At 58.8% G+C, this 14667-nt stretch carries 14 protein-coding genes; all 14 read left to right on the forward strand.

Translation table 11 applies throughout. The features are described from left to right. Nucleotides 1-250 precede the first annotated feature (250 nt). The 14 genes from B9A31_RS05170 to sctE all read left to right on the forward strand — a co-directional run bounded on the left by B9A31_RS05170 (nt 251) and on the right by sctE (nt 14659). Nucleotides 251-1021 (forward strand): helix-turn-helix domain-containing protein, encoded by a 771-nt coding sequence (locus B9A31_RS05170; RefSeq protein ID WP_019096367.1) that lies wholly within the window; start codon nt 251-253, stop codon nt 1019-1021. 4 nt (nt 1022-1025) lie between these two features. Next, a complete protein-coding gene (gene sctC / locus B9A31_RS05175) occupies nt 1026-2684 on the forward strand; it encodes a type III secretion system outer membrane ring subunit SctC (protein WP_233454301.1) in 1659 nt (552 codons plus the stop codon). 1 nt (nt 2685) lies between these two features. Then, nucleotides 2686-3789 (forward strand): type III secretion system gatekeeper subunit SctW, encoded by a 1104-nt coding sequence (sctW, locus tag B9A31_RS05180; RefSeq protein WP_025753394.1) that lies wholly within the window; start codon nt 2686-2688, stop codon nt 3787-3789. A gap of 22 nt (nt 3790-3811) precedes the next feature. Continuing rightward, complete coding sequence (locus B9A31_RS05185; protein ID WP_025753396.1) at nt 3812-5863, forward strand: EscV/YscV/HrcV family type III secretion system export apparatus protein; 2052 nt, start codon at nt 3812-3814, stop codon at nt 5861-5863. An 11-nt stretch (nt 5864-5874) separates the two neighbouring features. Further along, nucleotides 5875-7176, forward strand: coding sequence for a type III secretion system ATPase SctN (gene sctN, locus B9A31_RS05190; protein ID WP_084296715.1), 1302 nt, complete (start codon nt 5875-5877; stop codon nt 7174-7176). Then, a complete protein-coding gene (locus tag B9A31_RS05195; RefSeq protein WP_019096362.1) occupies nt 7160-7615 on the forward strand; it encodes a hypothetical protein in 456 nt (151 codons plus the stop codon). The genes sctN and B9A31_RS05195 overlap by 17 nt, the downstream gene beginning before the upstream one ends. After that, a complete protein-coding gene (locus B9A31_RS05200; protein ID WP_084296716.1) occupies nt 7612-8622 on the forward strand; it encodes a SpaN/EivJ family type III secretion system needle length determinant in 1011 nt (336 codons plus the stop codon). The genes B9A31_RS05195 and B9A31_RS05200 overlap by 4 nt, the downstream gene beginning before the upstream one ends. Further along, nucleotides 8619-9527, forward strand: coding sequence for a FliM/FliN family flagellar motor switch protein (locus B9A31_RS05205; protein ID WP_019096359.1), 909 nt, complete (start codon nt 8619-8621; stop codon nt 9525-9527). The genes B9A31_RS05200 and B9A31_RS05205 overlap by 4 nt, the downstream gene beginning before the upstream one ends. Next, complete coding sequence (locus B9A31_RS05210; protein WP_025753401.1) at nt 9520-10182, forward strand: EscR/YscR/HrcR family type III secretion system export apparatus protein; 663 nt, start codon at nt 9520-9522, stop codon at nt 10180-10182. The genes B9A31_RS05205 and B9A31_RS05210 overlap by 8 nt, the downstream gene beginning before the upstream one ends. 9 nt (nt 10183-10191) lie before the next feature. Further along, a complete protein-coding gene (locus tag B9A31_RS05215) occupies nt 10192-10446 on the forward strand; it encodes an EscS/YscS/HrcS family type III secretion system export apparatus protein (protein WP_016711568.1) in 255 nt (84 codons plus the stop codon). Between the two features lie 6 nt (nt 10447-10452). Further along, entirely contained in the window at nt 10453-11232 is a 780-nt protein-coding gene (gene sctT / locus B9A31_RS05220) for a type III secretion system export apparatus subunit SctT (RefSeq protein ID WP_019096357.1), read from the forward strand. 1 nt (nt 11233) lies between these two features. Further along, nucleotides 11234-12265, forward strand: coding sequence for an EscU/YscU/HrcU family type III secretion system export apparatus switch protein (locus tag B9A31_RS05225; protein WP_084296717.1), 1032 nt, complete (start codon nt 11234-11236; stop codon nt 12263-12265). Nucleotides 12266-12404: 139 nt separating this feature from the next. Then, the gene (gene sicA, locus B9A31_RS05230; protein ID WP_019096355.1) at nt 12405-12902 is read left to right on the forward strand and encodes a type III secretion system translocator chaperone SicA; all 498 of its coding nucleotides are present in this window, start codon (nt 12405-12407) and stop codon (nt 12900-12902) included. Beyond that, nucleotides 12902-14659, forward strand: coding sequence for a type III secretion system translocon subunit SseC family protein (sctE, locus tag B9A31_RS05235; RefSeq protein ID WP_019096354.1), 1758 nt, complete (start codon nt 12902-12904; stop codon nt 14657-14659). Before sicA ends, sctE begins: the two co-directional genes overlap by 1 nt. Nucleotides 14660-14667 lie beyond the last annotated feature (8 nt).

Raw genomic sequence — 14667 nt, forward strand, 5'->3', positions numbered from 1 at the left:
CCTAAGGGCCTCTTTTTTTATGCCTGCATTTTTTCAATCCCTCCTTTCATGAACCTATCTCGGCAGGGCCGGCCTCTTCACGGGTAAACCCGCTCCCACAGGGATTTCACAGGGCTGAAGGTGGTGCGGTAACTGTGGGCGCGGGTTTGCCCGCGAAGAGGTCGGTACAGGCAGTTGTCATCAGTTTCTCATCAAGATTGTTCGACGGGTCTCCAGCATAGTGGCTGGGAATCTATGCCGGGTGATTGTGATGGTGGCAACTGAAGTGGGGGCGGACGATAAACCAGACTCGATTTCAACCCTGAGGGATTGGTGTGCCCTTACGAAGTCTGGTGAGCAAGTCATTCGTATCCGCAATGGCTGTGACGTTCTGTGTCTGGCGCATCGCGAGCGTTCGGCTTTCTTGTGCCTGGCGCCAGGTTGGCAAGGCTTGCTGGTTTTACGCCCGGGGTTGCAAGTGCTCAGTGGCAGCGCCTGGGTGCTGCCGTTATCGCAAACGAATCTTTTCAAGTTGCAGTTGTTCATCGATCAGGGGGGCGTGCCTGAGGTGCGACCTGCTCCAGGCGAGCCTTGGGCCGTGTTGAGCGAAGGTCTTGGCCAAGGGCGAGCGGCGCCGGCGCTGGAGTCCTGGTATCTCACCCTTGCGTTGCAAGGTGATGCTGCCTATCAAACTTTTGCCCGTCATCTGCGTAGCAGTGAGCATTATCAGCTGCTCGGTTTTTTGTTGGAGCAAGGTTCGGGGGGTGAAAAGCTCCAGGACCTTGCAGGTCGTTATGGCGTATCGGTTTCACACTTCAGAAGGCTTTGCCGTCAAGCCCTGGGTGGTACAGCCAAGTCCGAGTTGCGTGTGTGGCGTACGGCGCGAGCGCTTCTGAGCATGGCTGAAGGCGCTGCCTCCCTGACAGACGTTGCCTTGGAGTTTGGTTACGCCTCTTCCTCGCATTTTTCCAAAGAGATTCGAGAGCTGGTCGGCATTGCGCCGAGTAGTTTGATCGATATAACCGGCCTGTCTGGCGAATGAATTCATGAAGTTTAAAAGTATGTGTCCGCGGGCTGTCATGCTCGTGCTTTGTTGCATGTTGCCTATGGCTTCATCGGTTGCCTCTGTTCGTGCTGAAGAGGGTTATGTGGCTCGTCAGGAAGGCCTGCGCACGTTCTTCGATGCACTGTCAGCGTCCTTGGGTAAACCGGTCATCCTCAGCAAAGCAGCAGCGCGGCGCACCATCAGTGGCGAATTTTCGCTCGCCGCACCGCAGCAGACGCTGGAGCGTATTGTTCGGCAAATGGCGCTGATCTGGTACAGCGATGGTCAGACGCTGTATGTCTATGAGGCGGCCGAAGCGAAGAGTACTGTCATCTCGTTGAACACCATCACTGTCCAGAAGCTGGATGCTTTCCTGCGCAACTCTGGTTTGCGCGATGCCCGATACCCTTTGCGTCATGATGGATTGCGGACCTTTTACATTTCCGGCCCGCCGATCTATGTCGACCTGGTGGCGCAGGCCGCGCAATTCATGGACAACCAAAGTGCCGGCTTGCAACTCGGACAGCAGCGTATTGGCGTTATCAATTTGCGCAATACCTTCGTTGCAGATCGCAATTACGAGTTGCGCGACCAAAGCATCACGGTACCCGGCATTGCGACGGCTATCGAGACGCTGCTCAAGGGGGAAATCCGTGGTGTCAACGCGGTGATCAACAGGGCTGGAGAAGGGCGTCCGGGTGGCATGCCGAGCTTTCCATTGGAGGGGCTGGGAGTTCCTGAGTCTGCATCTTCCGACACGACTACGCCGCGGATCATCGCTCGTGATCTGGCTGCCGGCAATATCCGCGTAGTGGCCTATCCCGATACCAATAGCCTGTTGGTCAAGGGGCTCCCGGAACAGGTACTTTTTATCGAGAATCTGGTTGCTGCGCTCGATGAGCCAAAGCGCCATGTCGAGCTCTCCCTGTGGATCATCGACCTGCAGAAGGACGACCTCAATGAGTTGGGCGTCGACTGGAAGGGGTCGTTCAAGGTTGGCTCGAAGGTGGCCGCATCGCTCAACGGCGGCTCGCTGAGTACGCTGGATAGCACTTCGTTCATGGCTGCCATTTCGGCGCTGGAAACCGACAACCGCGCCCGGGTGGTTTCGCGCCCGGTCGTGCTGACTCAAGAAAACGTTCCGGCGATTTTCGACAATAACCGTACGTTCTATGCGCGGCTGATCGGTGAGCGCAGTGTTGAGCTCGAACATGTCACTTACGGCACCCTGGTCAGCGTCTTGCCACGGATTTCAGCATCCGGAGAAGTCGAGATGGCACTCAACATCGAGGACGGCAGTGTGGTCGATTCGGCCGCGCAGTCGTCTGCGATCGACGCGTTGCCGACGGTTGGCCGAACGCGTATCAGTACCGTTGCCCGGGTGCCGAGGGGTAAGAGCCTGCTGGTAGGCGGCTTCACCCGTGACGAGAGTGCAGAGGTGATCAAGCGTATTCCGGTGCTGGGGCATATTCCTTATCTGGGGAGGATGTTCAGCTATCGGCAGACCCGTGAATCCAACACGGTTCGGGTGTTCCTGATTCAACCTAAAGAGCTCGACAGTCCGTTGGAACCAGGCGCTATGCAGATTGGCGCGCAGGTGATCGGCAAGGTGGCCCGTGACCCGGCCGACCGCGCGGTGCTGCGCGCGCTGGAGCGCTGATATGGCGGCTATTGGCGCAGTGCTGTCGCGCATGCAGATGGCGCGCACGCATCAGGGCGGCGAGCCCCAGGCAAAGGTCGTTGAAGCGCCAGACGACGATACTTCTCCAGCAGCCAGCGTCCAGCGATTCGTTGAAAACAGCGATGAGATGGCGGCGTCCCTGCGTTCGCAGTTTCGCCGTAGAGGCGATTTTGGCGACAAGTTCGAAGGCTTGGCAGACAGCTTCGAGCGGGTCCTGGAGGAAGATGTTGTTCCCAAGGCTCGGCAAATACAGTCGCTGGCCAAGCTTGCCGAGCGCAGCATCGAATGGCTGCTGGCACAGGCCCGGGGGCTGTTTCCCGATGACAGTGATCTGGTGCTGGTGCTGCGCCAGCTGTTGCGGGAAAGAGTGATGGCCGAGGCGACTCGCCGGCGTCTGGAGACGCTACTGCAACAGGTACTCGTTCAGTCGCCGCCCAAGCGTTTGAAGGCCGGTATCAATTCGGCACTCAAAGCCAAGATGTTTGGCAAGGCGCTGGCGTTGCAAGCGGCTTTATTGCGTGACACCTATCGCTTGTTCCTGGAGTCCGAAGGCGGCCCGGTCGAGTCTTATGAGGACTGGATAGCCCTCTACGGCTATCGGCACCGTGGCCCGGTCCTGGATTTTATCGAGGCAGCCTTGCTGACCGACATCGATGCCCAGGACCCCAGTTGCTCACGCGACGAGTTTGGCCAGTTGCTGAAAAAACTGGGTGACCTCAAGCGTCTGCGTTCGGTTGATGTCGTGTTCATCCGCGGGCTGCTCGTACACGAGCTGGTTTGCCAGCATAACGCCAGCGAGCCGGACTGGTTGGTGTTCTTGTTGGGGCTGTTGCAGTTTCCCGACGAGCTCGACCCGTTGCTGTCAGGTCTCTTTGGGGAGCGCTTGTTGTTGGTTGACCATCACGAGCGCGCGCAACTGCTGCAACTGTTGCGACTGGCCTGCCTGGCGCTGCCGCTGGAGCTGTTTGGCGATGACGAGGCATTAGCGCGCATCGCCGCGCAATTCACGCACTTGGCCGACCTGGTGTTTGCCCATGAAACCATCGAGCGACATGCCGCGTTGACGGCTCGTTTCGCCTCCTGATCTTGAAAGGTCGGTACTTATCATGCTCGATAAATTCCTGCGCAATGTCACTGCTCGCCCCGAGCTGCTGATCCTGGCCCTCATGGTGATGATCATCGCCATGCTGATCATTCCATTGCCGACGCCGCTGGTGGATTTTCTGATCGGTCTGAACATCGTCATTGCGATCCTCGTCTTCATGGGGTCGTTCTACATCGAGCGGATCCTGAGTTTTTCCACCTTTCCCGCGCTGTTGTTGATCACCACGTTGTTCCGTCTGGCGTTATCGATCAGTACCAGTCGGCTGATCCTGGTGCAGGCCGATGCCGGTGACATCATCGCGTCATTCGGTGAGTTTGTGATTGGCGACAGCCTGGTGGTGGGCTTCGTGATCTTCGCGATTGTCACCATCGTGCAGTTCATCGTCATTACCAAGGGTTCCGAGCGCGTGGCGGAAGTGGCGGCGCGGTTCTCCCTCGACGGCATGCCGGGTAAGCAAATGAGCATCGATGGCGACCTCAAGGCCGGTGTCATCGATGCCAAGGAGGCGCGTGAGCGGCGCAGTACGCTAGAGCGCGAAAGCCAGTTGTATGGCTCCTTCGATGGCGCCATGAAGTTCATCAAAGGCGATGCGATCGCCGGGATCATCATCATCTTCGTCAACTTTCTGGGGGGGATCGCAATCGGTGTCGGGCAATTGGGTATGGACATGTCCGAGGCGCTGTCGACCTACACGTTGCTGACTATCGGTGACGGTCTGGTAGCGCAGATTCCCGCGCTGTTGATCGCCATTGGTGCAGGTTTCATCGTGACCCGTGTCAACGGAGACGAGGCCAACCTGGGGCGCAACATGATGAGCCAACTGCTGGGGCATCCTTTTGTGCTGGGTATCACTGCCTTGCTGGCGGTCGGTGTGGCAATGCTGCCAGGGTTCCCGGTTGCGGTGTTTCTGATCATCGCCAGTGCGCTGGTGGCATTGCTGTTCTTTCGCTACCGGCTGGAGAAGAAAAGCTCGGGTACTGCCCCCGTTGTGTCTTTGGCGGGTGAAGAGGGGGAACCCGAAAGCGAGTTGGGCCTGATCGAGAACGTCGACGACATGGCCACCGAAACCGTCGCCTTGATGCTGTTGGTGCCAAGCGCTCGCGTCGAAGCGCTGCGCGAGGCTCGATTATGTGAGCGTTTTCGCAGCCAGTTCTTCATCGATTACGGTATCCGGATCCCCGAGCCCCGATTGCGCGGTGCCGACTCACTGCCGATTGGGCAAGTCGCGGTGTTGATCAACGAAGTGCGTGCAGACCAGTTCGATATCCACTTCGATCTGCTACGTGTTGTCGATTACAAGCCAGAGCTTGAACATCTCGGCCTGGACCTGACCAGGGGCGTCGACAGCAACAAGCAAACCAGCGTATGGGTGCGCAGCAGCGAGCGCGAAAAACTGCAGGGCCTGGGGCATCAGTTGCGTACGGCTTATGACGAATTCTATCGCTGCCTGGTAACCCTGCTGGCTCGCAATATTTCGGAGTTTTTCGGGGTGCAGGAGAGCAAGGTCCTGCTCGACGAGATGGAAGCGCGCTACCCGGACCTGGTCAAAGAGGTCTACCGGCATGCCCCGGTGCAGAAAGTCGCGGAGCTCCTGCAGCGCCTGGTCGCCGAGCGGATCTCGGTGCGCAACATGAAACTGATTCTTGAAACGCTTGCTCACTGGGGCTCGCGTGAGAAAGACGTGATTGTCCTGGTCGAGCACGTGCGCGGCGGCCTGGCACGCTACATCAGTAACAAGTTTGCCAACGGCAACGACCTGCGTGTGCTGCTGCTCTCGCCGGAGTTCGAGGACGTGGTGCGCAAGGGCATACGTCAGACCTCTGGCGGAAGCTTCCTCAACCTGGAGCCCTCCGCCAGCGAAGAGCTTATGGACCGGCTGGCAGTCGGGCTCGATAGCCTGCACATCCCTCAGAAAGACATGGTCATCCTGGCCTCGGTGGATGTGCGGCGCTACATCAAGAAACTGATCGAGGGCCGTTACCGGGAGCTGGATGTGGTGTCGTTTGGCGAAATTTCCGACGCCATTTCAGTGACTGTGCTCAAGACCCTTTAGGAGAATGCGCTATGCAACTGCCAATGAGTCGGCCATCGCTGGAGCGCCGTGCTGCCCACCCGTTGCGTTTGAATGGTCCCCTTCTCGAAGCGGCACTGCACGATGTGGTGATCGGCGAAGTCTGCGAGGTGCGAGGAAACTGGCGGGACACTGCGGTGAGCGCTCGCGCGCAAGTGATCGGCTTCAGCCCCGATGCGGTACTGCTCAGTTTGCTGGGTGATGCGCGAGGGTTGTCCCGTGAATCGCTGATCGTGCCTACCGGTTCATTGCTCAGCCTGTATTGCAGCGCTGCCATGCTCGGTAGCGTGATCGACCCCCAGGGGCGGATAGTCGAACGTTTGGCCCCCGGCGATGCATTCGAGGGTTGCGACTGCCCGGTGGATGCTGATCCTCCGGCGTACCACCAGCGTCGCCCGGTAAACCAGCCGATGGCCACCGGCGTACGGGCGATCGATGGTTTGCTGACGTGCGGCATAGGCCAACGCATTGGCATCTTTGCCGCGGCGGGATCAGGCAAGACTTCATTGATGAACATGTTGATCGCCCACAGCGAAGCAGATGTGTTCGTGATCGGGCTGATCGGAGAGCGGGGGCGGGAGGTCACCGAGTTTGTCGAGACGTTGCGTCATTCGGATAAATGCACGCGGTGTGTGGTGGTGTACGCGACCTCGGACTTCTCCTCGAACGACCGCTGCAATGCAGCATTACAGGCAACGGCAATCGCCGAGTATTTCCGTGATCAAGGCCGGCAGGTGGTGTTGATGCTCGACTCGATGAGCCGGTATGCCCGTGCTCGCCGCGACCTCGCGCTGGCGGCAGGGGAGGCACCGGCGCGGCGTGGTTATCCCGCTTCGGTGTTCGACTCCCTGCCGCGTTTGCTGGAACGTCCGGGTGTGACTGCCAACGGGAGTATCACCGCGTTCTACACCGTATTGCTGGAAAGCGACGATGAACCTGACCCTGTTGCCGAGGAGATTCGCTCCATCCTCGATGGACATATCTACCTGAGCCGCAAGTTGGCCGCCAGTGGTCATTTCCCGGCAATCGATGTGCTCCGTAGTGCCAGTCGGGTGGCACATCAAGTCACCGGACCTGATGTTCAGCAACTGGCGGCCATCACCCGCAAGATGTTGGCCCGCATCGAACAGCTGCAGGTATTGCTCGACTTGGGGGAATACCGACCCGGGGAGAATGCGGCCAACGATCAGGCCATGGCCTGTCGCGAAGCGTTGATGGGCTGGCTTTGCCAGGATTTGAGTGAGCGATGTGCACCTCAGGCTGCATTGGAGAGCCTGCATGGTCTGCTTGGCTAATGTCCGGCGCCTGCTGGATTTCAGCGACTACCGGCAGCTTGAGTGTGAGCGAATGCTCGATAAGGCCTTGCGCGCAATGATTCCGCTTCAGCATGAGTTGCAGGCAATCGAGCAACAGGCTCAAGGGCTCGATGAGCTCCTGATAAGCCAACGCCCCGAGGATCAGCGGTTGAGCCATGCCCAGTTGCTGGCGCTGTTGCGGCGTCAGGCGGTCATTCGGCGGCAGATCGGTAACCTGGCGCTAGAGCGCATCCGCGTGATGGACCAGCACCAGGAGGCGGCTCAAGGGGTTGAGCGTTTGCAACGGCATATCAAGACGCTGCAGAGAAAGCATATGAAGTACCAGAGTCTGGAGCAACGTTTGCTGGGCGAACGTCGTTCACGTCTGTGGCGCCAGGAAGAACATGACATTGATGAACTATTGGTGAATTGGAAATGAGCGTAGTGCGCCCTCCTGTAGCGGCAGTCCGCCCGGTCAAAGATATTTTAGCCTCCGATGAGCTCGGCCATGAAGTTCAACCACAGGTCTCTGAAGCCCGTAATACACTGGACGACTTGCCGCAGGGCGCGCTTGTAATGTTGGCGCAGTTGCAGCCACTGCGCGAGCTCCCGCTAAAGCCATCGCTGGCAGCACTACGCCCAGCGGCCGAGACGGAGTCCAGGTCGGCCAAAGTATCGGTGGATCAGACGATACATGTGTCAAGGAAGCAGCCGTCCGTGCCTTCATCGCCGGCACGGGTTGATGCTAGACCTGTGTTGCAGACTAAGCGTTTACCGATCGCTGCGCAGGTGCTTGTTCAGGCACCCGTTGCCACTGCGCTCGCCACACCCGGTCACGCTGCCATCGATGTGTCGGCTCAGCAGCATGTTCCATCGTCGTCTACCCGCTTGCCGGTCGCCATGCGGACACAGGAGCCTGACCGGACCACTGTTGCCAGTGCGCTTTGGGCCTGTGATCGAGCTGTCGCCGACAGACCGGTCAAGCAGGAAACGCCTCAAGCCTTACCGGCGCAACCACCGCCTTTGCTGGAAAAGGCACTGCCTTTACTGGAAAAGCCACTGCATTTGCACCGCGTAACGCACTCGGCGGTGGCTGCTAACCCGACATCTGAACCGAAGCCGGCGCCTGAAGCCAGCACTGCCCAGGAGGGTAGGCGCTATCTTCAGGTGCCCTTCAGCAAAGGTAATGCTGTGGGTCTGATCACAGTCAGCAAGGCGGGGGGCGAACGCCCCGAGCAGTTGTTGCTCAATCCAGACAGCGCGTTGGTTTCCAGCTATTTGAGCGACAACCTGGCGCAGGTGCCGGATTCGCGTTGGCGTTTGGCTGATCAGCAGGGGCATGAACACCGTGACCGTCATCAGCAGGAGCGAGCGGAGGAGGCGTTCGAAGAGGAAAGCCGTCAAACGCGTCGAGACACAGGTGAGCAGGGAGGGCAGCAGGCGTGACCTCCACCCTGTTGCTGCGCTGCGTTGCGCCACTTGATTATGAGCGGCGCCATGCGGTGGCCCGTTGGCAGCGTGAGGGGCACCCGGTTCAGCTGAGCCAACCTTCGCCACAGGCACGTTATCTGACCTTCTGGGCACAAGGTTGCCACGGTCTCTGGCAAGGCATGATCGGGGCGCGTGAGTGGTTGCACGCCGTGGCTCCGCAATGGTCGCAATGGCTGCTTCAAGAGGGCACAGGCCAGGAGGTTCTGGATCTGTTCTCTGCGGTCAGCCGGCCCGTCGAAGTTGCGCCCGAGCTGCTGGACTACCAGCGCCTGTTCGCGTTCGAGCTCATTCAGGGAGAGGCGCTGCAAGGGGCTTGTCTGCCCTGCATTGCAACGCCCCAGAGCGACGTGTGGGTCATGGAAGGGCCGAGCCAGCGCAAGGAGGCCTCGCGCCCGCTGCAGGCGTGGTTGCAGGCCGTGCCGCAGGCCCTGCGAATCGTGCTCGGTAACAGCGAGCTGGCTCGGTTGCCCTATCGGCAACTGGCGATGGGCGATGTGCTGATCATCGCCGAGCAAACCCGACAACTCTTCATGGCCGACCTGTGTATCGGCCAGTTCACCTTTGTCAAGGAAGGTCTGCGCATGCAACTCACCCCCCCGGATAACCTTTCGCCGGCCGCTCCCGGCGTGCTATCGGCGCTGCCGGTCAAACTTGAATTCGTACTGGGCGAACTCACCCTGAGCCTGGCTGCGCTCAACGCGTTCATCGAGGGCCAGGTGCTGCCCCTGGAGTCCACGGCCGCGAGCAATGTTGAAGTCCGTGTCGCTGGCAAGTGCATTGCTGTGGGTGAGCTGGTCCAGCTAGGCGATCGCCTGGGTGTCGAGCTGCGTGAGGTGGGGCGGGGCATGGGTAATGAATGACATTTCAATGATCGGGATGTTGGCAGTGGCTTCATTGCTGCCATTCCTGATTGCCGCAGGCACCTGCTACATCAAGTTCTCGATTGTCTTCGTTATCGTGCGCAACGCCCTGGGCTTGCAGCAGGTGCCGTCGAACATGACCCTCAACGCCGTTGCGCTGTTACTGGCGATGTTCGTCATGAGCCCCGTGGTGCAAGAAGGCTATGACTATTACAAGGAAAACCGGGTTGAGTTCACCAACATCGATGCGGTGGTGGCGTTCCTCGATAACGGCCTGGGCAGTTACCGCGAATACCTGTCCAAGTACACCGACCCAGACCTGGCACAGTTCTTCGAGCGGGCGCAGATCGCGCGCGAGAACCCCAATGCCGTCGATGTCGAACCTGACGAGACGCTGGAGCCTTCGTTGTTCGCGTTGCTGCCAGCCTATGCACTGAGCGAAATCAAAGCCGCTTTCAAGATCGGTTTTTATCTGTATCTGCCTTTCGTCATCGTCGACCTGGTGGTCTCCAGTATCTTGCTTGCCCTGGGCATGATGATGATGAGCCCGGTGATCATCTCCGTACCTATCAAGCTGGTGCTGTTCGTTGCGCTGGATGGCTGGGCACTGCTTTCTACCGGACTGGTTGGGCAGTACCTGTCTCTGGCTCAATGAGAATCGGCGATGAATGACCTGGTGTTTGCCGGCAACAAAACCCTGTACCTGATATTGATCCTGGTGGCCTGGCCGATCATTGTCGCCACGCTGGTGGGATTGCTGATCGGTCTGTTTCAGACTGTGACCCAGCTTCAGGAGCAAACCTTGCCCTTTGGCTTCAAACTGCTGGCGGTGTCGATCTGTCTGTTTCTGCTTTCTGGCTGGTACGGTGAGACGTTGCTGGGGTTCAGTCGGGAAGTCATGCGCCTGGCCCTGAAGTGAATCGCGATGAATGTAAGCCTTTTTTTTGACCTGCATGGCTGGCTGGCCGGTGCGATGATTTGCTTCGCTCGCCTGGCACCGGTTTTTTTCATGCTGCCGTTTCTCAACAGTCGTGCGCTCACCGGAGCACCGCGAAACGCCGTGATCGTGCTGGTTGGCATGGCGCTCTGGCCTTATACCGCTGGCACGTTGCCTCGTCTGGACTCGTTTGGCTTCTACGGGTTGTTGTTGCGAGAGGCCGGCGTAGGCGTGATTCTCGGCTGCCTCTTGTCCTGGCCGTTCTGGGTGTTGCACGGCATGGGCAACCTGATCGATAACCAGCGCGGAGCGATGTTAGGGAACACGATCGATCCGGCCAACGGCGACGACACCTCGGAGTTGGCCAATTTTCTCCAGCTGTTCGCGGCAGTGATCTACCTGGAGGGCGGGGGAATGGCGTTGCTGGTGGAAACCCTGAGCCGCAGCTACCAACTCTGCTCGCCGGTACTCGGATGCGAGCTGCGGATTCAGCCGTTGCTCGGCCTGCTCGATCCGTTGATCAGTAAAACGCTGATCATCAGCGCGCCGGTGGTGGCGACCTTGTTGCTCACCGAGGCGCTGCTGGGTCTGCTGGCGCGTTTTGCGCCGCAAATGAACGCGTTTTCGGTGTCGCTCACTGTCAAGGGAGCCATCGCGTTACTGGTGTTGCTTCTGTATTTCAGTGCACACCTGCCTGACGAAATACTGCGCATGGCCTCCAAGCCTGATCAGCTGGCGGACTGGGTCGTAGCACCGGAGGCCCGCTGATATGTCCAGCGCCTCGAAAACTGAAAAACCCACGGCCAAGAAGCGCCGCGACGCGGCGAAAAAGGGCCAGACCTTCAAGGCCAAGGATCTCTCCAGTTCCTGCCTGATGCTGTGCGCGATCATCTATCTGACGAGCAGCGGCAGCTTGCTGGAGGTGATGGAGGTTTACCGGCGCATCATCGCTTCGGGTTTCGCCGCCGATCAGCAGCGATATGCCGCCGAGCTCGGGGTGCTGATGCTCAAGGTCGTGGCCCCGCTGATCGTTGTGTGTTTTCTCGCCAGCGCCTTGCCCACGTTGTTGCAGACCGGCCTGGCCATTGCCAGCGAGGCCTTGAAGCTGAACTTCGGCGCACTGAACCCGGTTAACGGCTTCAAAAAGCTGTTCAGTCTCAGAACAGTGAAGGATTCCGTTAAATCCCTGTTGTATCTGGGCAGTTTCGTAATCGCATTCTGGGTGGTCTGGCTGACTCAGCGGCATTTACTGTTTGCGCAACTCCATGCGCAACCGGTCGATCTGTTCCCGATCTGGGCTCATTTGTTGTTGGTGCTGGTGCTGGCTTTTCTGGGCTGCATCGTGCTGGTCGTCATGCTTGATGCACTGTGTGAGTACTGGCTGTACATCAAGGATCTGAAGATGGACAAGCAGTCAGTCAAGCGCGAGCACAAGGAACAGGAAGGCAACCCGGAAATCAAGGGGCGGCGGCACGAAATACATCGGGAGCTGCTATCCGAACAAGTCAAATCCGACATTCGTGGTTCGCGAGTGATTGTCGCCAACCCCACACACATCGCTGTGGGTATTTACTTCCGCCCGGAAGTCACAGTGATGCCGTTTATCTCACTGATGGAGACCAACCAGCGGGCATTGGCCGTGCGCAAGTACGCGGCTGAAGTTGGCGTGCCGGTAATCAGTGACATTGCCCTGGCCAGACGCATCTTCAAGACCCATCAGCGCTACACCTTCATACAGATGCAGGAAATCGAAAACGTCCTGCGACTTCTGGTCTGGCTCGAGCAGGTCGAGCAGGCCTGACGGGCCTCCTGCAAAACCGAATGCAAGCATGAGTGATTCACGAACACCACGATGAGCGGTTTGTGACGGCGCCCGTTGCCTTCAGCTGGCTCAATAGCCTTGTCAGCACCGCTGAAGAAACATTCAGGAGTAAGTAGTCATGAGTAGTCGGAAACATACAGAGCAGGAAGAGGACCGGATTGCCGAGCATGTGATGCAGGCCGTACTTGATGGTGCGTCGCTCAAAGAGCTGCGCGGCGTCAGTACCGAGCAGATGGATGGCCTCTACGCCTTTGCCTATGAGTTCTACGAGCAGGGGCGCCTGGACGATGCGGAAAAGTTTTTCCATTTCCTGTGTATCTACGACTTCTATAACGCGCAGTACTGGATGGGGCTGGCGGCGGTGCATCAGCTCAAGCAGAACTATCAGAAAGCGGTTGATCTGTACGCCGTGGCTTTTGCCCAAGGTAAAAATGATTACCGCCCGATGCTCTATACCGGCCAATGCCAGCTGGCGCTGGGTAAAGCCGGCAAGGCCAAGTTGTGTTTTGAGTATGTCATCGAGCGTGTTCAGGAGCCGGGTATGCGTGAGCAGGCCCAGGCTTACCTGAATGCGTTGACCACTATCGACGCCGATCACTCGGAGAAAGAGTTGTAATGGATATCAGGGCTTTGTACTCACGCATATCCCCGGAAACGCAGGCCCGTCAGGCCGGCAGGGAACGTTATGCCGAAGCGGCGAGTAAGGCGGCCAACACCAAGGCCTGGCAGCGCGCTGCCGATACGGCACTGGCCAACCTGCAAGGTGTGAGCTACGCCGCTCAGTCGCAAGGTGGTAATACTGCTGCGCTGGGTAGGCCGATTCTGGCTTCGCCACCGCCAAGTGCTGAGCGTGAGAGAAAGGGTTCTGAAGACAGGTTCACCTTGTTGATGGCCTCGCTCATCAACTTGTTGGGTGACGTCAGCCTGGAGTCACTCAAGTCGCGCATGGAAATCCTCAGGTCGGCCGCCAAGGCCAGCGCTGAGGGCAACAAGGCATTGTCAGACGATTATCTGAGTGCGCTCGCGGAACTGGAAGCGGCTGTCGCCTCTGCGAGCGTATCCGAGGAAGAGCTCGCGGCGGCCAAGGCTAAAGTCGACAGCGCGCAAAGGGCGCTGGCCGATGCTGAAGCGGCGCTGGGGAAAACCGAGCCGGGTACGCCCGAGCATGCCAAAGCCTTGGCGGCCCGTGATCTGGCGCAAGGCAACTTGACCGCCGCCCAACAACAGCTGAGCAACGCCGAGCTGAAGTATCAGGCCGCAGTCAAGGTGGCTGGAGAGGCGGGCAAAAAGGCTGAGGCTCTGGCCAGGTCGGTGGAAATCGCGGGGCTGGGCGACAAGCCGGTGCTCGATGGCATCAAGCGTCAGCTGAACGCGGCTGCGACCATGGTGCTGCTGATGACACGTTTTGCAGAGTTGATGGGCGAAAGCGCTGAAAACAAGATTGAAGCGGAACAGGAGTTGTTCCGCAGCATGCAGGCGGCGCGTCAGGAGTACATGGAGAAAAAGTCTGAAGAGTACCTGGAGCAAGTGCGTAAAGCCGAAGCTGCCATCAAGACGGCGGGGTGTATCGGTAAGTTTTTGGGCCCGGTGCTGACCGTGCTGAGTGTTGTCGGGGCTCCCTTCACGGGCGGAGCTAGCCTGATTCTGGCAGCTGTCGGTGTGGGATTGACGGGAGCGGACATGCTGGGCAAGCAGTTGACCGGGATGTCGTTCATGGAAAAAGCCATGCAGCCTCTGATGGACAACATCCTCAGCCCGATGATTCAGGGCATCGGCAAGGGGATTGCGGACCTTCTGAAGAAGGCCGGCGTTGATGCGGCGTCGGCCGATATGGCGGGGATGATCATGGGCGCAATCATCGGTGCCGTGGCCATGGTCGCGGTACTGGTGGTTGTGGCGGTTGTTGGCAAGTCTGCTGCGGGGCGGGTCGCCAATGCGATGGGCAACATGTTCGGCAAGATGGCCAACGAGATGACGCCACAAATGCTCAAGCAGGCCGCACGGGCGGTCAGCAATGGGTTTACCAGTGTCATGACCAAGGCCCGGTCCAGCATCGGTCTCAAGTCAGATGCGATCTCCCTGGATCTCTATGCATCGCGCCTGGCTGCTTCGCTGGCGGTGGTAGAGGCGGGCGGTACCGCCGCCCAATCCGCGTTGGAAACCAAGTCGGGTATTCACCAGCGCAACGCGGCGCAACACCTGGCCGACTTCGAGTTCGCCAAGGTTATCTCCGAAGCGCTGAAGAACTATCTGCACGACATGGTTCAACTCTTCGATCAGTCCATGAAGGCCAAGGATAACGCCATCAAGCAAGCCTTCAGTATCCAGGACAGTATCAACAGCAGCAGCTTGAGCATGGCGCGCAATATTTGATTCAACAG

It is taken from the genome of Pseudomonas sp. URIL14HWK12:I5, from assembly GCF_900176445.1.
GTDB classification, from domain to species: domain Bacteria; phylum Pseudomonadota; class Gammaproteobacteria; order Pseudomonadales; family Pseudomonadaceae; genus Aquipseudomonas; species Aquipseudomonas monteilii.